21 protein-coding genes are annotated in these 21,712 nt (G+C 74.1%); 12 read left to right on the forward strand and 9 right to left on the reverse strand.

Annotation, left to right across the window (positions count from 1 at the left end; all coding sequences use genetic code 11):
* Positions 1-35: 35 nt before the first annotated feature.
* Together OP18_RS00705 and OP18_RS51880 are read right to left on the reverse strand one after the other, a co-directional pair.
* Positions 36-500 carry a vitamin K epoxide reductase family protein gene (locus OP18_RS00705; protein ID WP_052386092.1) on the reverse strand — a complete coding sequence of 155 codons (465 nt, stop codon included), beginning with the start codon at positions 498-500 and terminating at the stop codon, positions 36-38.
* A gap of 11 nt (positions 501-511) precedes the next feature.
* Positions 512-1,426 (reverse strand): DUF929 family protein, encoded by a 915-nt coding sequence (locus tag OP18_RS51880; protein WP_052386025.1) that lies wholly within the window; start codon positions 1,424-1,426, stop codon positions 512-514.
* A 219-nt stretch (positions 1,427-1,645) separates the two neighbouring features.
* Between OP18_RS51880 and OP18_RS00715 the strand changes: the two genes are divergently transcribed.
* The 4 genes from OP18_RS00715 to OP18_RS00730 all read left to right on the forward strand — a co-directional run bounded on the left by OP18_RS00715 (position 1,646) and on the right by OP18_RS00730 (position 4,633).
* Positions 1,646-2,473 carry a cyclase family protein gene (locus OP18_RS00715; protein ID WP_033356667.1) on the forward strand — a complete coding sequence of 276 codons (828 nt, stop codon included), beginning with the start codon at positions 1,646-1,648 and terminating at the stop codon, positions 2,471-2,473.
* Positions 2,474-2,559: 86 nt separating this feature from the next.
* Positions 2,560-3,084 (forward strand): M15 family metallopeptidase, encoded by a 525-nt coding sequence (locus OP18_RS00720; RefSeq protein WP_211273396.1) that lies wholly within the window; start codon positions 2,560-2,562, stop codon positions 3,082-3,084.
* A gap of 40 nt (positions 3,085-3,124) precedes the next feature.
* Positions 3,125-3,580, forward strand: coding sequence for a hypothetical protein (locus tag OP18_RS00725; RefSeq protein WP_033356669.1), 456 nt, complete (start codon positions 3,125-3,127; stop codon positions 3,578-3,580).
* A 93-nt stretch (positions 3,581-3,673) separates the two neighbouring features.
* Positions 3,674-4,633, forward strand: coding sequence for a ComEA family DNA-binding protein (locus OP18_RS00730; RefSeq protein WP_033356670.1), 960 nt, complete (start codon positions 3,674-3,676; stop codon positions 4,631-4,633).
* Between the two features lie 416 nt (positions 4,634-5,049).
* Here OP18_RS00730 and OP18_RS00735 read toward each other — a convergent pair whose 3' ends face one another.
* From OP18_RS00735 to OP18_RS00750, 4 genes are read right to left on the reverse strand one after another with little or no spacing between them, the layout of a single operon-like run.
* Complete coding sequence (locus OP18_RS00735) at positions 5,050-5,673, reverse strand: LutC/YkgG family protein (RefSeq protein ID WP_033356671.1); 624 nt, start codon at positions 5,671-5,673, stop codon at positions 5,050-5,052.
* Positions 5,666-7,174: a LutB/LldF family L-lactate oxidation iron-sulfur protein gene (locus OP18_RS00740; RefSeq protein ID WP_052386093.1), complete on the reverse strand. Its 1,509-nt coding sequence runs from the start codon at positions 7,172-7,174 to the stop codon at positions 5,666-5,668. Before OP18_RS00740 ends, OP18_RS00735 begins: the two co-directional genes overlap by 8 nt.
* A gap of 29 nt (positions 7,175-7,203) precedes the next feature.
* Entirely contained in the window at positions 7,204-7,929 is a 726-nt protein-coding gene (locus OP18_RS00745) for a (Fe-S)-binding protein (protein WP_033356672.1), read from the reverse strand.
* Between the two features lie 3 nt (positions 7,930-7,932).
* Positions 7,933-8,952: a LacI family DNA-binding transcriptional regulator gene (locus tag OP18_RS00750; RefSeq protein WP_033356673.1), complete on the reverse strand. Its 1,020-nt coding sequence runs from the start codon at positions 8,950-8,952 to the stop codon at positions 7,933-7,935.
* A 150-nt stretch (positions 8,953-9,102) separates the two neighbouring features.
* Between OP18_RS00750 and OP18_RS00755 the strand changes: the two genes are divergently transcribed.
* Genes OP18_RS00755 through OP18_RS00790 form a run of 8 tightly spaced genes read left to right on the forward strand, consistent with a single transcriptional unit; the run spans position 9,103 to position 18,830 of the window.
* Complete coding sequence (locus tag OP18_RS00755; protein WP_033356674.1) at positions 9,103-10,593, forward strand: sugar ABC transporter ATP-binding protein; 1,491 nt, start codon at positions 9,103-9,105, stop codon at positions 10,591-10,593.
* On the forward strand, positions 10,590-11,618 hold the full coding sequence (locus OP18_RS00760) for an ABC transporter permease (protein WP_033356675.1): 1,029 nt from the start codon (positions 10,590-10,592) through the stop codon (positions 11,616-11,618). Before OP18_RS00755 ends, OP18_RS00760 begins: the two co-directional genes overlap by 4 nt.
* On the forward strand, positions 11,615-12,661 hold the full coding sequence (locus tag OP18_RS00765) for an ABC transporter permease (protein WP_245635210.1): 1,047 nt from the start codon (positions 11,615-11,617) through the stop codon (positions 12,659-12,661). Before OP18_RS00760 ends, OP18_RS00765 begins: the two co-directional genes overlap by 4 nt.
* A 54-nt stretch (positions 12,662-12,715) precedes the next feature.
* Positions 12,716-13,762, forward strand: coding sequence for a rhamnose ABC transporter substrate-binding protein (gene rhaS / locus OP18_RS00770; protein WP_033356676.1), 1,047 nt, complete (start codon positions 12,716-12,718; stop codon positions 13,760-13,762).
* Between the two features lie 10 nt (positions 13,763-13,772).
* Positions 13,773-14,096: an L-rhamnose mutarotase gene (locus OP18_RS00775; protein ID WP_033356677.1), complete on the forward strand. Its 324-nt coding sequence runs from the start codon at positions 13,773-13,775 to the stop codon at positions 14,094-14,096.
* Positions 14,093-15,283: an L-rhamnose isomerase gene (gene rhaI / locus OP18_RS00780; protein ID WP_033356678.1), complete on the forward strand. Its 1,191-nt coding sequence runs from the start codon at positions 14,093-14,095 to the stop codon at positions 15,281-15,283. The genes OP18_RS00775 and rhaI overlap by 4 nt, the downstream gene beginning before the upstream one ends.
* Positions 15,283-17,292: a bifunctional rhamnulose-1-phosphate aldolase/short-chain dehydrogenase gene (locus OP18_RS00785; protein WP_033356955.1), complete on the forward strand. Its 2,010-nt coding sequence runs from the start codon at positions 15,283-15,285 to the stop codon at positions 17,290-17,292. The genes rhaI and OP18_RS00785 overlap by 1 nt, the downstream gene beginning before the upstream one ends.
* Positions 17,289-18,830, forward strand: a complete 1,542-nt coding sequence (locus OP18_RS00790) for a rhamnulokinase (RefSeq protein WP_052386026.1) — start codon at positions 17,289-17,291, stop codon at positions 18,828-18,830. Before OP18_RS00785 ends, OP18_RS00790 begins: the two co-directional genes overlap by 4 nt.
* Positions 18,831-18,895: 65 nt before the next feature.
* Here the strand turns inward: OP18_RS00790 and OP18_RS00795 are convergent, their stop codons facing one another.
* The 3 genes from OP18_RS00795 to OP18_RS51885 all read right to left on the reverse strand — a co-directional run bounded on the left by OP18_RS00795 (position 18,896) and on the right by OP18_RS51885 (position 21,681).
* Positions 18,896-19,462: an HD domain-containing protein gene (locus tag OP18_RS00795; protein ID WP_033356679.1), complete on the reverse strand. Its 567-nt coding sequence runs from the start codon at positions 19,460-19,462 to the stop codon at positions 18,896-18,898.
* Between the two features lie 154 nt (positions 19,463-19,616).
* Positions 19,617-20,264, reverse strand: a complete 648-nt coding sequence (locus OP18_RS00800; RefSeq protein ID WP_033356680.1) for a 4'-phosphopantetheinyl transferase family protein — start codon at positions 20,262-20,264, stop codon at positions 19,617-19,619.
* A 385-nt stretch (positions 20,265-20,649) separates the two neighbouring features.
* Positions 20,650-21,681: a hypothetical protein gene (locus OP18_RS51885; RefSeq protein ID WP_052386027.1), complete on the reverse strand. Its 1,032-nt coding sequence runs from the start codon at positions 21,679-21,681 to the stop codon at positions 20,650-20,652.
* Positions 21,682-21,712 lie beyond the last annotated feature (31 nt).

Consider the following 21,712-nt stretch of genomic DNA (forward strand, 5'->3'; position numbering starts at 1 on the left):
CGGCGGCGGCCGGAAAGTTCCCGCGACGTTCGCGTTCACCGCAGATCGGCCGGGTCGGCGTACGCGGTGCCGAGCGCGGTCACCGCGAACAGGCCGACCGCCAGGACGTGCACCCCGGTGCACCACAGGCAGATCGCGTCGAGGGTGAACAGCTCCGCGAACACCAGCCAGACGACGAACAGCACCCCGACGGCCGAGCTCGCGAGCCGGGCGAGCCGCACGTCCCGGCGCGTCGAGCGCCACAGCAGCGACAGGACGATCATGACCGCGAAGTACAGCAGCCCCAGGACGGCGACGGGCACGCCGAACACGGTCGACTGCGCGCTGGTGGTGACCTTCAGGCAGTTCAGCGCGCCGGTGTCGGGGCACGCGAGGGTGGTCGAGGACGAGTAGTGCTCGATCGTCAGGTACAGCGACAGGGCCAGGCCGAGCACGGACAGCACCAGCGACACCGGGGGCACCCACCGCTGGACCACGGGGTCGGCGACGGTCTCGGTCATCTCCACGCCCTTCATCCGATCTTGCCCTGGAACGCGGTGGCCGCCGGGCCGGTGCAGACGTTCGCCGGCTTGCCGTCGGTGAGCTTGCACAGCACGGTGGTGATCGCGTTGGCGTTGCCGAGCACGGCCTTGGCGATCTCGCTGTCCGGGTCGCTCAGCGCCGCCGTGACCTGCTGGGCGCTCATCCCGGCGAGCAGCTCGGGGCTGAAGGACGCCCCGCCGGCCAGGGCCTGGTTGGCGAAGTCGATGAACGGGATCGTCCCGGCGGACTTCGCGTCCACGTACGGCGGGGCGTTGAACTGCTGCACCACCTTCGCCTGCTGCGGGGTCAGCTGGTCCAGCGGCGCGTAGGAGCCGCCCTGGCGGGTGCGGCCGCTGGTCTCCACGCCCTGGAAGGTGAGCACGTCGCTGGTGTACGTGCTGCCGTGGAACGACACCGTCGGCGTGTTCGGGTACACGTCGTCCGACGCGGACGCGGTGATCGTCAGCCCGCTGAACGTGCCGAACCGGGACAGCGCCACCACCACCGGCCAGCGCTGCGCGGCGCAGAACGGGCAGTACTCGGCGCCGACGTACAGCACCAGCGGCTTGCCGCCCTCGGTGAGCACCTGCTGGCCGGTGACCGGCTTCGGCAGTATCTCCGCGGACCCGGTGCCGACCTGGTCGAGGGTGGCCGCGGGCACCGACGTCAGGCTCGCCACGATCGCGGCGGCCGCTTCCCCGGTCGGGAAGGGCGCGGCCGGCTCGCCACCACCGCCCCCGCCCGCGCCGCCGAGCTTCGCCACGACCATCACCGCGAACACGGCCAGGACCGCGACGATCGAGATGTTCGCCCGGCGCATCCTGCCCTTCCGGGCGGCGGTGCGCTCCTGGATCATCCGCATGCGTCGCGCGTACTCGCGCGAGTCCCGCTGGCGCTTCGACACGCGCAACCTCCACTCGTCTGCCGGTTAGTCGTCCGCGACCCGCCAACGGTTCCCTCCGCGGCGAACTTTAGGCAGCGCGGTCCCGCCGTCGCGCTCGGTGGACGGTCCGCCACGCCGGGTGTGCCGCAGATCTTGCGCCGGCCCCGGCGCGGGTGCACTGTGGCTTGTCGGCACCAGGAGCATTGACCGAGCACGGATGCGAAGGGGCGAGCCCACACCATGCAGCGACGACACCTTCTGACAGCGGCGGCGAGCGGCGCGGTGGCCGGGGCCGCCGGCCTGGCCGGCAGCGCCGCTGCCGCGGGGAGCGGGGGCGCAGCGTTGAAGCCCGGCAAGACCCGGTTGATCAGCCTGTCGCACGTCAACGACCCGGCGAGGACGAACATCTACCCGGGCGACCCGGCGTTCGAGCTGGAGACGATCGCGACCATCGAGGAGGACGGCTACTACCTGCAGTACGTCCGGGAGGGCGAGGCGACCGGCACCCACTGGGGCGCGCCCGGGCACTTCAACGCCGGTGAGCCCCTGGCGGACGACCTCGACCCGAACGACCTGTTCCTGCCCGCCGTCAAGATCGACGTGCGGGACAAGTGCGCCCGCGACGCCGACTACGCGCTGACGGTCGACGACGTGCGGCAGTGGGAGCGCCGGCACGGCCGGATCCCGGACGAGTCCATGATCATCATGTGGACCGGCTGGGAGTACAAGTGGGGCACCGACGCCTTCCCGAACCTCGACGCCGACGGCGTCCTGCACCAGCCGGGGTTCGCCCCGGAGACCGTCCAGTGGTTCATCGACACCGGCCGGATCGGGCGCAACGGCGGCACGGGCATCGACACGTTCGGCCCCGACCTCGGCACCGACCCCGAGTTCCGGGCGTCGCTGCTGGTGTACCGCCGCCACCGGATCAGCCTGGAGATCCTGGCGAACCTCGCCCAGTTCCCGACGACCGGCGCCTCGATCCTGTGCGGCGGTTTCATCAACGCGAAGGGCTCGGGCTCCACCGCGCTCATCTACGGCGTCATCCCGCCCGGCGTGCACGTCTGAGCAGACCGCCGCGGGTTGCGGCTCAAGTCGCGCCTCCGGGTGCCGATGCGGTGCATGTGGAAGGCATCGCCGGCATCGCCACCCGGATGGCAGAGATCCGTCACCAGCTCGCCGCGTTCCGCCCGCCGGCCCCGCCGGCCGCCGGCGAGGCCGGCGCGTTCGCCGAGGCGCTGACGGCGGCGTCCGGCGCGGCCGCGTCAGGGTCGGCCGTGTCGGGGTCGGCCGCGGCGCTGCGGGGCCGGTACGCCAACGGCCGCATCCCCGCCGCCGCCCTCGCCGAGGTCGCCGGCACCGGCCACCGCCTCGCCGCGCCCGCCGCGGCGGCGATGGAGGCGCTGCTGCGCACGGCCCGGGCCGACGGCGTCACGATCGGCATCACCGACTCGTACCGCGGCTACGACGAGCAGGTCGACCTCGCGCGCCGCAAGGGCCTCTACTCCCAGGGCGGCCTGGCCGCGAAGCCCGGCACCAGCGACCACGGCTGGGGCCTCGCCGTCGACCTGGACCTGGACGCGAAGGCGCAGGCGTGGATGCGGGCCAACGCCGGCCGGTTCGGCTTCACCGAGAACACCCCGCGCGAGCCCTGGCACTGGAAGTTCACCGGCGCCTGAGACCTCGGCGGTGCCGGGCCGGCCCGGTTAGGCTGCCGGGATGCTGCTGTCGCTGCTGCTCACCGCGCACCTCGGCCTGGCCGCGATGTGGTGCGGGTCGATGGGCTACAGCCTGCTGGTCGTCCAGCCGAAGGTCGCCCGGTTCGGGTTCGACGACGACCGGCTCGAGGAGTTCCTGACGCTGCTCGCCCAGGGCAACCGCTGGAAGGTCGTGCCGATCGTCGCGGCCCTGCTCGCCACCGCCGCCGCCGTCGCGGCCCTCACCTGCGGCGCCACCAGGCTCACGTTCCTGGGGGCGCTGCTGCTGTACGCGGCGGCCGCGGCCGTCTTCGCCGACGTGTCCTGGCGCCACTGGCCGGCCCGGGTCTTCGCGCTGCCCGAGGAGCGCCCCGCGCTGCGCCGCGCCCTGCGCTTGCGGGCCTGGACGATGCTGGTCCTCGTGGGCACCGCGTTCGCCGCCGCGCTGGTGACCACGGTGTGGGCCGCCCGCTGTTAGGGTTTCGCGGGCGAGCACCGTCGATGTGTTCCGCCCCGCCCCGCCCCGGCAATTCGGCAGTTCGGCAGTTCGGCAGTTCGGCAGGAGGACCAGATGCATCCCGCACCCGACCGCCCGGGGTTCGGCTGGAAGCTGCTGCAGAGCTGGTGGGTGCTCATCTCCCTCTTCGGCTTCGGCTGCTTCAGCGGCGCCGGCATCCTCCTCGTCGGCCTGCGCGCCCGCAAGCCCGCCTGGTGGGGCCCTGGCGTCGGGTACCTGCTGGTCGGCACCGGCATGATCATCGCCTCGGAGAAGGCGTCCGACCCGACCGACCCGGCCAGCGGCGGCGGTTTCGCCTTCCTGTGGCTGCTGCTGTGGTTCGTGTGCGTCGTGCACTCGATCGTGCTCAACGTGTACTGGCTGCGCTGGCAGGAACAGCGCCGGGCCGCCGCCTACCCCCAGCCCGCCGCCTTCGGCTCACCCGCGGTCCCGGCCGCCGCCTTCGGCTCGCCGGCCGGGTTCGGCTCGCCGGCCGGCTTCGGTTCGCCGGTGGGCCCGGCCTCGGCGGTGCCGTACGCGAGCTCGTCCACGACGGCGTCGTCGGGCTTCCCCGCGCAGTACGCCCAGCCGGCCACCCCGCCGCACGGCTACCCGCCCCAGGCGACCCCGTCACACGGCTTCCCGGCGCAGGCCACCCCTTCGCAGGGCTTCCCGGCGCAGGCGACCCCTGCGCAGGGCTTCCCGGCGCAGGCCGCCGTGTCGCAGCCGTTCCCGTCGACGTCGACCACCCCGTGGCCGGCCCCGACCCCGTGGTCCCCGACCACCTCCGCTCCGGTCCAGGCCCCGGTCCCGGCCGCGTTCCCCGCCCCGGTCGACGTCAACACCGCCGACGCGACGACCCTCGCCACCCTTGAGGGCTTCGACGCCGCCCGCATCGCCTATGTGCTGTCCGAGCGTCACCGCCGCGGCGGCTTCACCAGCCTCACCGACTTCGCGACCACCGCCCAGCTGTCCCCGCACCAGTTCGAACGCCTCCAGCACCGCCTGACCCTCTCCCCACCCCGCGCCTTCTGAGCGCGCGGCGGCGCGCACCCGGTCGCGGTCCACGTGCCCGAGACGGTGCGGCAGCCGTCTGCCGGCCCGACCGGTGCGGCACGGACGGCGGCAGTGTCTGAGCCCTCCCGGCGGTGGTGCGGTGGAGTGGCGGCGGCAGCCGCGTCGGTGCGACTCACCGCTGCGGTGCGCGCCGCCCTCGCCGGCGGGGACCCGGACCGCGCCGGCGGCGGGCTGGGCGCCGGCCGTAGATGCCGGGCGGGTGCCGCGGCAAGGCGCGACACGTTGCGCCGCGTGGCGGGTGGCCGGGCCGTGGCGGTGGGCTCGACGCGGTCCGCGGGTGCGGAACCGGGTCTCGCGGCTGCCCTCCGTCATCGAGGGGTGCGCACCCCCGCGTCCAGCGCCGTCACCCGCGGCGACCACCCTCGCACGCGCGGCTACCGGACGAGGAGGACCACCAGGGTACGGGGACCGTGGACGCCCTCGACGCGGTCGAGCTCGATGTCGCTGGTGGCGGACGGGCCGCTGATCAGGGTCAGGGGGCGGGTGGGGGCGAGGCGGGCGAGCAGGTCCGGGACGGTGTGCACGACCTGGTCGGCGCGGACCACGCAGAAGTGCCGGTCGGGCACCAGGGAGATGGCCCGGCGGCCCTGGTCGGGGGCGCCGTCCAGGGCGATCGTGCCGGTCTCCGCGCACGCCGCGGCGCATGCGGTGACGACGCCGGCGAAGGTGTCCAGGTCGCGGGGGGTGAGCGTGCCGTCGTCGGGGACGGCGTCGAGGTCCCAGGTGGGTGGCAGGCCCGGCGGGACGATGAGGCGGCCGCCCGGCGGCAGCGTCGCGGCGACGGCGGCGCGCAGGTCGGCGGGGAGCGTCGCGGCGGTGGTCGGCACCACCGTGGCCTTGTAGTCGACGAGACGGTCGGTGAGCAGGTCGAGCAGCTCGGGGGAGCCGGCCGGGTGATCGCCGGTGCGCCGGTAGTCACGGGGGACGGCGGGCGCGACCGGGTCGGGGCCGAGGGCGGCCCGGATGCGGGCCAGCACCACCTGGCGGGCGTCAGTCACCGGTGGCCTCCGGAGGTGAAGCGGGTGCGGCGGACGATGAGGACGGGCGGGTGCGCCACCACTCGCGGAACGTCTGACCGGGCGGGCGGGGCAGGTCGCGCGCCGCCGTCCACGCCGACAGCGGCGGCGGCAGCGTCGTGATGCGGTCGTCGCGGCGGCCGAGCAGGCGGCCGAGGCGCATGAGCCGCTCCGCGCCGCGGAACCGGGCCGGCCGGGCCATCACCCACGACATCGCGGCCATGGCGACCGCCTCCGGGGACGGCACCGCCCGCGTGGCGCGCTGCTCCACGTGGCGGGCCCGCAGGTGGACCAGCATCGTGGGGATGTCGATGCGCACCGGGCACGCGTCGAAGCACGCGCCGCAGAGGCTGGACGCGTAGGGCAGGGAGGCGTTGTCGGCGACCCCGGTGAGCTGCGGGCTGAGCACGGCGCCGATCGGGCCCGGGTACACCGAGCCGTACGCGTGCCCGCCGGTGCGCTCGTACACGGGACAGACGTTGAGGCAGGCGCTGCACCGGATGCAGTGCAGCGCGGCGCGGCCGGCGGGGTCGGACAGCACGGCGGTGCGGCCGTTGTCGACGAGCACCAGGTGCACGTCCTGGGGGCCGTCGCCGGGTGTGACGCCGGTCCACAGCGACGTGTACGGGTTCATCCGCTCACCGGTCGACGAGCGCGGCAGCAGCTGCAGGAACACCTCGAGGTCGGTCCACGTGGGCACGACCTTCTCGATGCCCATGACGGTGATCAGCGTCTGCGGCAGGGTCAGGCACATGCGGCCGTTGCCCTCGGACTCCACGACGGCGAGGGTGCCGGTCTCGGCGACGGCGAAGTTGGCGCCCGAGACGGCGACGCGGGCGGTGAGGAACTTCTCGCGCAGGTACGCCCGGGCCGCCATGGCGAGCTCGCGGGGCTCGTCGGACAGGTCGCCGGCGTCCGGCATCGTGCGCCGGAAGATGTCGCGGATCTCGGTGCGGTTGCGGTGGATCGCGGGCACCAGGATGTGCGACGGCCGGTCGTCGCCGAGCTGGACGATGAGCTCGGCGAGGTCGGTCTCCCACGCGGTGACGCCGCCCTCGGCGAGGGCCTCGTTGAGCCCCATCTCCTGCGTCGCCATCGACTTGACCTTCACCACCTCGTCGGCGCCGGCGGCGCGGACCAGGTCGAGCACGATCGCGTTGGCCTCGGCCGCGTCGCGGGCCCAGTGCACGGTGGCGCCGCGGGCGGTGACCCGCTCCTCCAGCTGCACGAGCAGCTCCGGCAGGCGGGCCATGGTCGCGGCCTTGACCGCCTCGCCGGCGAGGCGCAGCTGCTCCCAGTCGGGGACCTCGCCGACGACCGCGGCCCGCTTGCCGCGGATGGTGCGGGTGGCGTGGCCGAGGTTGCGCCGCAGCTGGGCGTTGGCGAGCGCGGTGCGGGCCGCGTCGGGGAAGGGCTCGTCGCCGCGCAGCCCGCCCACGCCCTTCGGCGCGTACACCGGCATCCCGAGAAACGTGGAGGTCATGCCGTCGCCTCCGCTGCGCTCCGCGCCGGTCATGTCGAGGCCAGGATTTCCGCGAGGTGGACGGGCCGGGTGTCGACGGACAGGCGGGACAGGCCGCCGCCCATGTGCATGAGGCAGGACGAGTCGCCGGCGGAGACCACGTCGGCCCCGGTGGCCAGCACGTTGCGCAGCTTGTCGCTGAGCATCGCCGCGGACGTGTCGGCGTTCTTCAACGCGAACGTGCCGCCGAACCCGCAGCACTGCTCGGCGTCGGGCAGCTCGACGAGGTCGATGCCGCCGACCGCGCGCAGCAGCCGCAGCGGCCGGTCGGCGACCCGCAGCATGCGCAGCGAGTGGCAGGTCGGGTGATACGTGACCCGGTGCGGGTAGCGGGCGCCGACGTCGGTGACGCCGAGGACGTCGACGAGGAACTCCGACAGCTCGTAGGTGCGCGCGCCGAGCTCCTCGGCGCGGTGCGCCAGCGCGACCCGGCCGGCGCGGCGGGCGACGGCGGCGTGCTGGTGGCGCACCGAGCCGACGCACGAGCCGGACGGCGCGACGACCGCCTCGAACCCGGCGAACGTGTCGACCTGGTGCTCGACGAGCCGCACGGCCGCGCGCTGGTAGCCGGTGTTGACGTGCATCTGGCCGCAGCAGGTCTGCGCCTCGGGGAAGACCACCTCGTGCCCGAGCCGCTCCAGCAGCTCGACCGTGGCCCGGCCGACCTGCGGGAACATGGCGTCGGCGAGGCAGGTCACGAACAGTGCGACGCGCACCGGTCACCGCCCTTTCCGAGAGGGCCGGCGGGTGCGGGGCCGGCCACTGGACTCCCGGACGATCAGCTCGGGCTGGAACACCACGTGCCGGTGCTCGTGCCGCCCGTCGTCCTCGATCTCCTCGAGCAGCAGGGCCGTGGCGGTGCGACCCAGCTGTTCCCGAGGCTGACGCACGGAGGATAGCGGCACCGCGGCGGCCGCGGCGAACTCGATGTCGTCGTATCCCACGATCGCCACGTCCTGGGGGACCCGGATGCCCCGCTGGGTGAGCCCCTGCAGCACGCCGAGGGCGACGAGGTCGTTGGCGCAGAAGACGGCGGTCGCGTCGATCTCGGCCGCGGCGGCGCGCCCGGCGGCGACGGTCAGGTTCGGGGTGGGGACCACCGACAGCTCGGCCCGGCCGGCGACGGCCTCGGCGATGCCGGCGTGCCGGTCGCGGACCTGGGTGATGCTCGCCGGCCCGCCCACGAACGTGATCCGCTGGTGGCCCTGCTCGACGAGGTGCTCGCCGGCGAGGCGCCCGCCGAGCAGGTCGTCGACGGCGACCGAGCACCGGCTGTGCCGGCCCGAGCCGCGGTCGACGAGCACGACCGGGGTGCCGCGCTGGATGAGCAGCTCCAGCCGCGAGTTCGGCGACTCGTCCACGGGCGTGATGAGCACGCCCCGGACCCGCTGCTCCTCGAGCAGGTCGAGGTGGCGGTGCTCGCGGCCGGCGTCCTCGCCGCTGTTGCAGACCACGACCATGACGCCGTGCTCCTCGGCGGCGGCCTCCGCGCCGCGGACCACGTCGGTGAAGAACGGGTTGGTCACGTCGAGCACGACGAGGGCGATCTGCCGGCTGTGCCCGGCGCGCAGCTGCCGCGCCGAGTCGTTGCGCACGTAGCCCAGCTCGGTGATCGCGTCGAGGACCCGCTGCCGGGTCGACGAGGCGACCAGCTCGGGTCGGTTGAGCACGTTGCTGACGGTGCCGATCGAGACGCCCGCGCGGCGGGCGACCTCTTTGATGCCGGTCGTGTTGGACATCGATCTCCCGAGATTCCTGAAACGTGTCAACCCGAAACGCTTGTATCAGACCGGTAACGCGATTGAAACTCTTGACGCCGTCACCGGTCGCCTTCTACCGTCACTGTAGTCACTTCATGAAACGTTTCACAAGTCCACCCAGGAGGGTCGGTGCTGGTTCTCGAAGGCGTGAGCAAATCGTTCGGCGCCGTCGCCGCGCTGCGCGACGTGCGCCTGGAGCTGCGCGGCGGCGAGGCGCACGCCCTCGTCGGCGAGAACGGCGCCGGCAAGTCGACCCTGGTGAAGATCCTGGCCGGGGCGCACGCACCGGACGCCGGCACGATCACCCTCGACGGGGCGCCGCTGCGGCTGGACGGCCCCGCCGACGCCCGTGACGCCGGCATCGCCGTCATCTACCAGGAGCCGACCCTGTTCCCCGACCTCACCGTCGCGGAGAACATCTTCATCGGCCGGCAGCCGCTGCGCTCGCTGCGCCGGGTCGACACCGCCGCGATGCGCTCCCGCGCCGCGGCGCTGTTCGCGCGGCTCGGCGTGCACATCGACCCGGACCGGCCGGCCCGCGGCCTGTCGATCGCCGACCAGCAGCTCGTCGAGATCGCCAAGGCGCTGTCGTTCGACGCCCGGATCCTGGTCATGGACGAGCCGACCGCCGCGCTGTCCGGCGTCGAGGTCGAGCGGCTCTTCGCCGTCGCCCGGGGGCTGCGCGACGGCGGCGCCGCGGTGCTGTTCATCTCCCACCGCTTCGACGAGGTCTTCTCCCTGTGCCAGCGGGTCACCGTGATGCGCGACGGGCGGTGGGTCAGCACCGATCCCGCCGCCGACCTGACCGTCGACCAGGTCGTGCGGCGCATGGTCGGCCGCGAGGTGTCCTCGATGTACCCGGCCCGCGCCGCCACCGCCACCGCCGGCGAGGCCCGGCTCGAGGTCCGCGGGCTCGGCCGGGCCGGCGCGTTCACCGACGTCAGCTTCACCGTCCACGGCGGCGAGGTCGTCGCCCTCGCCGGGCTCGTCGGCGCCGGGCGCTCCGAGGTCATCCGGGCGGTGTTCGGCGTCGACCGGTACGACACGGGCGAGGTCCTCGTCGACGGCCGGCCCTTGCCGAAGGGCAGCGCGGCCGCGGCCATCGCCGCCGGGCTCGCCCTGGTGCCCGAGGACCGCCGCCAGCAGGGCCTGGTCATGGAGCTGTCGGTGGAGCGCAACGCCACCCTGCCCCGGCGCTGGTCGCTGAGCCGCCTCGGGCTGCTGTTCGGCACGTCCGAGCGCGCCGAGGCCCGCACCTGGACCGACCGGCTGCAGGTGAAGGCGGCCCGGCTCAGCGACCCGGTCGCCACCCTGTCCGGCGGCAACCAGCAGAAGGTCGTGCTGGCCAAGTGGCTGTCGACGGCGCCGCGGGTGCTCATCGTCGACGAGCCGACCCGCGGCATCGACGTCGGCACCAAGGCCGAGGTGCACCGCCTGCTGCGCGGCCTCGCCGACGACGGCGTCGCCGTGCTCATGGTCTCCAGCGAGCTGCCCGAGGTCCTCGGCATGGCCGACCGGGTCCTCGTCATGCACGAAGGGCGGCTCGCCGCCGACATCCCCCGCACCCGAGCCGACGAGGAGTCCGTGATGCTGGCCGCGACAGGGCAGGGGCCGGCATGACGGCCCTCGACACCGCCGCGCCGCCGCGCGCCGGCGCCGGGGCGAAGCTGACCCACCGGGTGTTCCTGGTCCGGGAGCTCGGCATCCTCGTCGCCCTCGCGCTGCTCGTCGCCGGCACCGCGATCAGCAACCCGCGGTTCCTGTCCGCGCAGAGCGTCAAGGACCTGCTGCTCGGCTCGACCATCCTGGCGATCCTCGCCACCGGCCAGGCGGTCGTGGTCATCACCCGCAACGTCGACCTGTCCGTCGGCTCGGTGCTCGGCCTGTCGGCGTTCGCCACCGGCACCCTCTTCCTGAACCACCCCGGCGTCCCGATCCCGGTGGTGCTGGTGGCCGGCACGGCACTCGGGGCGGTGTGCGGCGCGGTCAACGGCGCCCTCATCGCCGCCGCCCGGGTGCCGGCGCTGGTCGTCACGCTCGGCACCCTGTACGTCTTCCGCGGCATCGACTACCGCTGGGCCACCGGCAAGCAGATCAACGCCGCCGACATCCCGCACGGGTTCCTGCGCATGGGCACCGGCACCGTCCTCGGCGTGCCGGTGCTGACCCTGTTCGCGCTCGTCGTCGTGGTCTGCGCCGGCTACTACCTGCGCTCCTACCGCAGCGGCCGGGAGCTGTACGCGATCGGCTCCGACCCGGCCGCGGCGCGGCTCACGGGCATCCGGGTCGGCCGGCGGGTCTTCGCCGCGTTCGTCGCCAGCGGCGCCCTCGCCGGCCTGGCCGGGGTGCTGTACGTGGCCCGCTTCGGCACCCTGGACGCCAACGCCGGCCTCGGCCAGGAGCTCAACGTCGTCGCCGCGGTCGTCGTCGGCGGGGTCGCGATCTTCGGCGGCAGCGGCTCGGTCTACGGCGCCGCCCTCGGCGCGGTGCTGCTCACCACCATCGCCAGCGCGCTGCCCGTGCTCGGCATCAACCCGTTCTGGCAGCGGGCCGCGATCGGCGCGCTCATCCTCGCCGCGATCGGCCTGGACCGGGTCCTGTCCCTGCGGGTCGCCCGCAGCCTCCAGAAAGGCGGCCGCCAGTGAACCCGCCCGTGCACCCGCCGGTCGTCGCGGCCGGCCCCGCCGGCAAGTCCGCCCAGGCCGCGCCCAGGCGGCGGATCCTGCCGGCCGTCGGGTCCTGGGACGTCGTGGTGCTCCTCGCGCTCGTGCTGGTCTCGGTGATCGGCGCGGCCGCCGTCGAGGGCGTCGCCAGCCCGCGGTTCTGGCGGTTCGTGACCCTGGAGGTGGTGCCGATCGCGATCATCGCCCTGCCGATGACCCTGGTCGTCATCACCGGCGAGATCGACCTGTCCGTCGCCAGCACCCTCGGCCTCACCTGCGCCGTCATGGGCGACCTGTGGGCGCACGGGGTCACCTCGCTGCCGCTGCTCATCGCGCTGTGCCTGCTGCTCGGCGCGGTCCTCGGCGCGGTCAACGGGCTGTTCGTCACGGTGTTCGGCCTGCCGTCGCTCGCCGTCACCATCGGCACCCTGGCGCTGTACCGGGGGCTCGCGTACGTCGTGCTCGGCGACAAGGCCGTCGCCGACTACCCGGTGCGCTGGACCGACGCCGCGATCAGCCCCATCCCCGGCCTCACCATCCCGTGGGTCATCATCGTCGTGGCCGTCCTCGCGGTCATCTTCGGCGTCGTGCTGCACGCCACGCCCGTCGGCCGCGGCCTGTACGCCATGGGCAACAACGCGGAGGCCGCCCGGTTCGCCGGGATCGCCGTCGCCCGCACCAAGTTCTGGCTCTTCGTCGCGACCGGCACGATGGCGTCGCTCGCCGGGGTCTTCTGGACGTTCCGCTTCGCCAGCGCCCGCGCCGACAACGGCAGCGGCCTGGAGCTCGCGGTCGTCGCGGCGGTCCTGCTCGGCGGGGTCTCCATCTTCGGCGGCCGCGGCGGGATGGTCGGCGTCATCGGCGCCGTCCTGCTGCTCAGCACCCTGCGCAACGCACTGCAGCTGGCGTACGTGCCGGCGAACACCCTCACCATCACCACCGGCTCACTGCTCATCGCCTCGGTCGTCGGGCCGAACGTCGCCGGCATGGTGCGCGAGCGCCTGCGCCGGCGGCGCACCGCCTGAGCCACCCCGTCCACACCCCCATCCGCGCGTCCCCCGCTGAAAGGATTCAATCCCATGAGAGCTGCCCGGCTCGTCGCGGTCGCGGTCGCCGCCGCGCTCGCGTTCAGCACCACCGCCTGCGCCGAGGACTCCGGCACCGGCGACAGCGGCACCGCCGCCTCCGACGGCACCATCAAGAGCGGCCTCAAGGTGGCGTTCCTGCCCAAGCAGGTCAACAACCCGTACTTCGACACCTCCGACAACAAGGGCGGCAAGGTCGCCGTCGAGGAGTTCAAGGGCGTCTACAGCGAGACCGGCCCGTCCGAGGCCAGCCCGTCGGCGCAGGTCAGCTACATCAACACGCTGTCGCAGCAGGGCACCAACGTGATCGCGGTGTCCGCCAACGACAAGGACGCCATCTGCGGCGCCCTGAACGAGGCCCGCAAGGCCGGCGCGAAGGTCGTCACGTACGACTCCGACACCAAGCCCGAGTGCCGCGACCTGTTCATCAACCAGGCGACCTCCGAAGGCATCGCGAAGATCCAGATCAAGCTCATCTCCGACGCGATCGGCCCCGACGGCGGCGAGATCGCGATCCTGTCGGCGACGGCCAACGCCACGAACCAGAACGCCTGGATCGAGATGATGAAGACCGAGCTGGCCAAGCCGGAGTACGGCAAGCTCAAGCTCGTCGACACCGTGTACGGCGACGACGACGACCAGAAGTCCTTCCAGGAGGCGCAGGGCCTGCTCGCCAAGCACCCCAACCTCAAGGGCATCATCTCGCCGACCACCGTCGGGGTCGCCGCCGCCGGCCGCTACCTGTCCGGCTCCACGTACAAGGGCAAGGTCCAGCTCACCGGCCTCGGCACACCCAACCAGATGAAGGCGTACGTGAAGGACGGCACCGTCAAGGCGTTCGCCCTGTGGAACCCGGCCGACCTCGGCTACCTCGCCGCCTGGGCCGGCGCCTCCCTCGCCTCCGGCGTCATCAAGGGCAAGGAGGGCGACACGTTCAAGGCCGGCAAGCTCGGCCAGTTCACCGTCGGCAAGGACGGCACCGTGCTGCTCGGTGACCCGTTCACCTTCAACGCCGGCAACGTCGACCAGTTCAACTTCTAAGGGGTACGGCGTGCGCCGGGTCTGTTTCACCCTCCAGGTCAAGCCCGACCGGCTCGACGAGTACCGGCGCCGCCACGCCCACGTCTGGCCCGACATGCTCGCCGCGCTGCGTGACGCGGGCTGGCACGACTACTCGCTCTTCCTCCGCGATGACGGCCTGCTCGTCGGCTACCTCCTCACCGAGGACTTCACCGCCGCGCAGGCCGCCATGGCCGCCACCGACGTCGACCGGCGCTGGCAGGCGGAGATGGCGCCGTTCTTCATCAACGGTCGGCACTTCGTCGTCCTCGACGAGGTGTTCAACCTCGAACACCAGCTTGGAGCGTTGCGATGACTGAGCTCGCCCCGCAGACGCGCACGCGTGTCGCGGCCCAGCTGCGCGGCCAGCGGATCGAGACGGCGTCCTGGGCATACGGCAACTCGGGCACCCGGTTCAAGGTGTTCCCGCAGCAGGGCGTGCCCCGGGACCCGTATGAGAAGCTCGCCGACGCGGCGACCGTGCACCGGTTCACCGGCGTCGCGCCCACCGTGGCGCTGCACATCCCGTGGGATCTCGTCGAGGACTACACCGACCTGGCGCGGTACGCGCAAGACCTCGGCGTCGCGCTCGGCACCATCAACGCCAACGTGTTCCAGGACAACGACTACAAGCTCGGCAGCGTCACCAACCCCGACCCCGGCATCCGCCGCAAGGCGATCGGGCACCTCCTGGAGTGCGTCGACGTCATGGACCGCACCGGTTCCCGGGACCTGAAGCTGTGGTTCTCCGACGGCACCAACTACCCCGGCCAGGACGACGTGCGCACCCGGCAGGACCGCCTCGCCGCCGCGCTGGCCGAGACCTACGACCGGCTCGGCCCCGACCAGCGGATGCTGCTCGAATACAAGCTGTTCGAGCCGGCGTTCTACATGACGGACGTCCCCGACTGGGGCACCGCCTACGCGCACTGCCTCACCCTCGGGGACAGGGCACAGGTCGTCATCGACACCGGGCACCACGCGCCCGGCACCAACATCGAGTTCATCGTCGCGTTCCTGCTGCGCGCCGGGAAGCTCGGCGGCTTCGACTTCAACTCCCGCTTCTACGCCGACGACGACCTCATGGTCGGCGCCGCCGACCCGTTCCAGCTGTTCCGCATCCTGCACGAGATCGTGCTCGCCGACGCGCTGAGCGACGCCGGCGCCTACAAGGGGATCGCCTTCATGCTCGACCAGTGCCACAACCTCGAACCGAAGATCCAGGCGGTCATCCGCTCCGTGCTCAACGTGCAGGAGGCGACGGCGAAGGCGCTGCTCGTCGACCACGCCGCGCTCAAGGCCGCGCAGGACGCCGGTGACGTCCTCGGCGCCAACGAGGTCATCATGGACGCCTACCACACCGACGTGCGGCCGCTGCTGCGCTCCGTCCGCGAGGACATGGGCCTGGACCCAGACCCGATCGGCGCGTACAAGCGCTCCGGCTATCTGGAGAAGATCCAGGCCGAGCGGGTCGGCGGCACCCAGGCCGGGTGGGGTGCCTGATGCGCCCCGTCGACGAGCTCGTCGCGCGGTCCCGCCGGCTCGGCGCGGACCCCCGCAACACCAACTACGCCGGCGGCAACACCTCGGCCGCCGGTGTCGCCGAGGACCCCGTGACCGGCGGGCCGGTGGAGCTGCTGTGGGTCAAGGGATCCGGCGGCGACCTCGGCACCCTCACCGAGGCCGGCCTCGCCGTGCTGCGCCTGGACCGGCTGCGCGCCCTTGTCGACGTGTACCCGGGCGTCGACCGCGAGGACGAGATGGTCGCCGCGTTCGACTACTGCCTGCACGGCCGCGGCGGCGCCGCACCGTCCATCGACACCGCCATGCACGGCCTCGTCGCCGCCCCGCACGTCGACCACCTGCACCCCGACGCCGGCATCGCCCTCGCCACCGCCGCCGACGGGCCCGCCCTCACCAAGGAGTGCTTCGGCGACCGGGTGCTGTGGGTGCCGTGGCGGCGCCCCGGCTTCCAGCTCGGCCTCGACATCGCCGCCGTGCACCGGGACAACCCGCAGGCGATCGGCGTCATCCTCGGCGGGCACGGCATCACCGCCTGGGGCGCGACCTCGCAGGAGTGCGAGGCCAACTCGCTGGAGATCATCCGGACCGCGACGGAGTTCCTCGCCGCGCGCGGCCGGGCCGAACCGTTCGGCACCGTCGTACACGAGCCGCTGCCGCAACCGGAGCGGCACGCCGCGGCGGCCGCCCTGGCCCCGCTGCTGCGCGGGCTCGCGTCCACCGACCGCGCGCAGGTCGGCCACTACACCGACACCCCGGAGGTGCTCGACTTCGTCGCCCGGGCCGCCCTGGACCGGCTCGCCGCCCTGGGCACCTCCTGCCCGGACCACTTCCTGCGCACCAAAGTCCGGCCCCTGGTCCTGCCCGCCGGCGGCGGCACCCCCGAGCAGATCCGGGACCTGCACGCCGCCTACCGCGAGCAGTACGCCGCCTACTACCGCCGCCACGCCACCCCGGACTCGCCGGCGATGCGCGGCGCCGACCCGGCGATCGTGCTCGTCCCCGGCGTCGGCATGTTCAGCTTCGGCGCCGACAAGCAGACCGCCCGCGTCGCGGGGGAGTTCTACGTCAACGCGATCAACGTGATGCGCGGCGCCGAGGCCGTGTCCACGTACGCGCCGATCCCCGAGTCGGAGAAGTTCCGCATCGAGTACTGGGCCCTGGAGGAGGCGAAGCTCGCCCGCCGCCCGGCACCCCGCCCCCTCGCGTCGCGGGTCGCGCTCGTCACCGGCGGCGGCTCCGGGATCGGCCGGGCGATCGCGCTGCGGCTGGCCGCCGAGGGCGCCTGCGTCGTGGTCGCCGACCGGTCCTTCGAGTCGGCGGTCGCGGTGGCGGCGGAGATCGGCAACCGCGACGTCGCGGTGCCCGTCGACGTCGACGTGACGTCCGAGGAGGCGATCAAGGCGGCGCTGGACGCGGCCGTGCTCGCGTTCGGCGGCGTCGACCTCGTCGTCAACAACGCCGGCCTGTCCATCTCCAAGCCGCTGCTGGAGACCACCGCCGCCGACTGGGACCTGCAGCACGACGTGATGGCCCGCGGCTCGTTCCTCGTCGCCCGCGAGGCCGCCCGGGTCATGATCGAGCAGGGCATGGGCGGCGACATCGTGTACATCGCGTCGAAGAACGCCGTCTTCGCCGGCCCCAACAACGTCGCGTACGGCGCCACCAAGGCCGACCAGGCGCACCAGGTGCGGCTCCTCGCCGCCGAGCTCGGCGGGCACGGCATCCGGGTCAACGGCGTCAACCCCGACGGGGTCGTGCGCGGCTCCGGCATCTTCGCCTCCGGCTGGGGCGCCCAGCGCGCCGCCGTCTACGGCGTGCCGGAGTCCGAGCTCGGCGCCTTCTACGCCCAGCGCACCATCCTGAAACGGGAGGTCCTGCCGTCGCACGTGGCGAACGCCGTGTTCGCGCTCGTCGGCGGCGACCTGTCGCACACCACGGGCCTGCACGTGCCGGTCGACGCGGGGGTCGCCGCCGCGTTCCTGCGATGAGTGCCCGCGCCGCCGCCGGAGCCGGCCCGGGCGCGTCGCCGGGGCCGGTGACGGTCGCCGCGGTCGACCTGGGCGCCTCCTCGGGGCGGGTGATCGTCGGCTCGGTCGGCTCGGGCACCGTCCGGCTCACCGAGGCCGCGCGGTTCGCCAACACCCCGGTCCGCGTCCAGGGCACCCTGCACTGGGACATCCTCGCCCTGTACCAGGGGATCCTCGACGGCCTGCGCGCCGCCGCCCGGCACGGGGCGCTCGCCTCCGTCGGCGTCGACTCGTGGGCCGTCGACTACGGCCTGCTCGACGGCGACGGGCGGCTGCTCGCTAACCCCGTGCACTACCGCGACGCCCGCACCGCGGACGTGGCCGCCCCGGTCCCGGCCGCCGCCCTGTACGCGGCGACCGGGATCGCGCACCAGCCCTTCAACACCGTCTACCAGCTGCTGGCCGCGGCCGGCACCGCGCAGCTGGCCGCGGCCCGGACCCTGCTGCTCATCCCGGACCTCGTCACGTACTGGCTCACCGGCACCACCGGCGCCGAACGGACCAACGCCTCCACCACCGGGCTGCTCACCGCCGGCGGCGCCGGCTGGGACCTGCCGCTCGTGTCGCGGCTGGGCATCCGCGCGTCGCTGCTGCCGCCGCTGCGCGACCCCGGCACCGTGGCCGGTCCGCTGCTGCCCGGCACGGTCACCGGCCTCACCCCCGACACCCTCGTGACGACGGTCGCGTCGCACGACACCGCGTCGGCGGTCGTGGGGGTGCCGGCGCGCGGCCCGGCGTTCGCGTACATCTCCTGCGGGACGTGGTCGCTGGTGGGGATGGAGCTGGCCGCGCCGGTGCTGACCGAGCGGAGCCGGTCGGCGGGGTTCACCAACGAGGCGGGGGTGGACGGCACGGTGCGCTACCTGCGCAACGTGATGGGCCTGTGGCTGCTGCAGGAGTGCATGCGGTCGTGGTCCGCTGCTGCTTCCGGGCCTGCTTCCGGGCCTGCTTTCGGGGCTTTTTCCGGCGGTGGTGCCGCCGGTGCGTCGCTGGACGTGTTGCTGGCCGGGGCGGCCGCGGCGCCGGCGCTGCGCAGCGTGGTGGACGCCACCGACCCGCGGTTCCTGGCGCCGGGGGACATGCCGGCCCGCATCGCCGCCGCGCTGCGCGACACGGGCCAGCCGGTGCCGGACGATCCGCCCGCGACGACCCGGTGCATCCTGGACAGCCTGGCGCTGGCGTACCGGCGGGCCGTCCACGACGTGCAGGAGCTCACCGGCCGGCACGTCGACGTGGTGCACCTGGTCGGCGGCGGCGCCCAGAACGCCCTGCTGTGCCAGCTCACCGCCGACGCCTGCGAGCTGCCGGTCGAGGCCGGGCCGGTCGAGGCGGGGGCGCTGGGCAACGTGCTGGTCCAGGCCCGGGCCCTGGGGCTGGTCGAGCCGGACCTCGCGGCGATGCGGGCACTGGTGCACGCGTCGCGCACGTACCGCCCACGCCCCGGCTCCGCCGCCGACTGGTCCGCCGCCGACCGCCGCCTGCCGCGTCCTGCACGCTGAAGCGTCCTGGCGCGTCGGCGGGTTCTCGCCGGTCGGTTTTCGCCGGTCGGTTCTCGCCGGTCGGGTCAGATCGGGTGGCGGGCCTGGAACGCCAGCCGGGCCTCGGCGCCGTCGGCGATGCGGGTCAGCTCGTCGTCGAGCACCATGTACGCCTCCCACGGCGCCCCGCCCAGCAGCGCCGCGACCCGCTCCTCCAGGCCGGTCTCCCGCCGGCCCTTCCACACCTTGTCGGCGAGCGTCACCAGCAGCTCCTCCGGCGTCGCGTCCGGCCGGTCCCACCGCGCGTGGGTGGCGGCGAAGCGGGCGAGGGGGCCGTGCCGCCGCAGCATGCGCGCGCCGGCCTCCTCGTGCTCGTGCCCGGGCCCCGACAGCTCGTGCGGGTGCAGGGCCTTGCCGATGTCGTGCGTGGCCGCCCCGAACAGCACCGCCGCCCGGTCCACGGCCAGCTCCGGCGCCGCCCCCGCCAGCCAGTCCAGCAGCTGCGCCGCGACGTCGTGCACGGCCCGCAGGTGCGCGGCGAGCCGCGGGGGAGCGCCGACCTCCCGCAGGATCGCCGCGGCGTCCGGCGGCAGCGGCCGCAGCCCCGGCTCGGTCAGCGCCCGCTCCAGCGCGTCCACCGGCCGCCGGCTCACGGCCCGCTCACTGACTGCCGGTTCACGGCCGCCCACTGGGCTGCCGGTTCACGGCCGCCCACTGGGCTGCCGGTTCACGGCCGCCCACTGGGCTGCCGGTTCACGGCCGGCTCACTGAGCTGCCGGTGCACGCGCCGGTCGCTGGCTGCCCGGCTCACCGGTCGACGTGGCCCGCGGTGCGGATCAGGTCCGGCTCGACCGCGAACCGCCCCCGGAACACCGCCGGCGCCCCCGGCGACTCCTCGAGCTTCTCCGGCAGGATCGCCGCCTCGAACGTCCCCGCCGCCACGTCGATGGTCAGCCGCGCGTCGTGGAAGTCCAGCCAGGTCCCCATGATCGGCGACCACATCTTGTACACCGTCTCCTTGGCGCTGAAGTGCACCGCCGGCCACCACGGCTCATCCGGCCGCTGCGCGCACCAGGCGATCTCCTCGGGCAGGCAGATCGACGGCACGATGTTCGCCGGCAGCACCGTGCGCCGCTCGGCGTCGATCCCGACCGCCCGCAGGTCCGGCACCAGCCCGACGGCGACGGCGCAGTACCCCTTCGTGTGGGTGATGCTCCCGATCGCCCCCGCCGGCCAGATCGGCGCCCGGCTCGGCGCCGCCAGCACCGGCTGCCCGTGGATCCCGACCCTCTGCAGGGCCCGGCGCGCACACACCCGCCCCGCCGTGTACTCCCGCCGCCGCCCCTCGACCGCCCGCGGCGACAGGTGCGCCGCCTCGTCGGGCAGCAACGCCCCGGTCCAGTCGTCATCGCCGGCGACCTCGACCACCACGAACTCGGGCAACAGGTCACGCACGAGCCGGAACTCTACCGTCCAACCGCCACCCCCGCCGCCCACGGAAACCCGCCCCCGCCGCGACCTGGTCACCGCGGCCGTCGCGACGCCCGGTCGCCGCGTGCCGGACCTCTGGTGGTGCGATGCCTGCCCCGGCACGCTGTCGATGTGGTGCCCCCTCGGCGCGCGGCTGGTGCGGTGGTCGCCTGCCGTGCTGGTGGCGCCGCGCCCGGCGTACTGGTGGCGCCGCGCTCGCCTCGCAGACCCGTCGCGTGCTCCTCGCGCCGGCGGTCCGCACGCGGCCAGGTCGCCCTTGGGTCAGGCTGTGCGCGTCACGTGACCGGTGTCGAGCCGTCCACGCCGGGCGAACCTCGAGCCGTCCCGCGACCCGGGTCGGGTCGGCCCCTCACCCTACCGAGCGTGGCTGCTCCGCCCGGCCGGCCAGGATGCCGAGCACCGCGCCCGCGAGGGTGGTCAGCACGACCACGCCGGACCAGAGCTCGACCGACCACGCCACCTCAAGCGACGCCTGCACGCCGATCAGGTGGGCGGTCCAGACCAGCAACGGGATCGCGGCGCCCACCGTGAGCGGGGTGAGGTGGGGGCGGCGGGCGGCGGTCCACCGCACGGCGGCGTCGGCGAGGGCGGCGCCGGCCAGCGGCCAGAGCTGGGCGGCGAGGTGCTCGAAGTCGTTGAAGACGCCGGCGGGGACCGCGGCGGCGGCCACGACCACGGTGATCAGGCCGGCCGGGACGCGGCCGAGACGGGTCCAGGTGAACAGGGTGGCGGCCACGACGAGGGTGGTGAACGTCAGGTGCTGCGCCAGACCGAACGTCGGGCCGCCGTCGCCGTAGCTGTCGAACGCGGCCGGCGCGTCGATGAACGGGGACAGGTAGTTGAGGAAGAAGGCGGCGAGGCCGGTCGCGCTCAGCATGGACAGCAGGACCGGCAGGTCGCCGGCCGGGGACGGGGCGGCGCGGCGGGCGGCCGCGGCGCGGACCGGGGTGGTGACCATCAGCATGCCGGCGGTGAGCAGCAGCAGGTGCGGCGGGCTGAGCAGGGCCTCCAGGTCGGCCTCGACGCCGAGCAGGGTGTGCCAGGTCATGTCGACGACACCGCCGGCGGCGAACAGGACCGCGCCGAGCAGGCCGGGGCCGTAGCCGGCGGGGACCCAGTCGCCGACCGGGCCGGCGGGGCGGCCGCGCCACAGGGCGGCCGGGACGAGGGCGACGGCGAGCGCGGCGTAGCCGCTGTAGAGCACGCCGTGCCACGGGGTGAAGAACGTCTCCAGCTCGGGCACGTGGACGTGCGCCCAGCCGTCGAGATACAGCCCGCCGGTGAGCCAGAGCGCGGCGAGCGCGACGGCGAGGTCCCGGCGCGGCGTGGACGCGGGCCGGCCCGGAGCGGTCGTCGCGTGCGCAGCGGTACCGGTCGCCATGGATCGATCCTGGCGTATCGCCGGCGCGGAG

This window comes from Dactylosporangium aurantiacum (assembly GCF_000716715.1).
Classification (GTDB): Bacteria; Actinomycetota; Actinomycetes; order Mycobacteriales; family Micromonosporaceae; genus Dactylosporangium; species Dactylosporangium aurantiacum.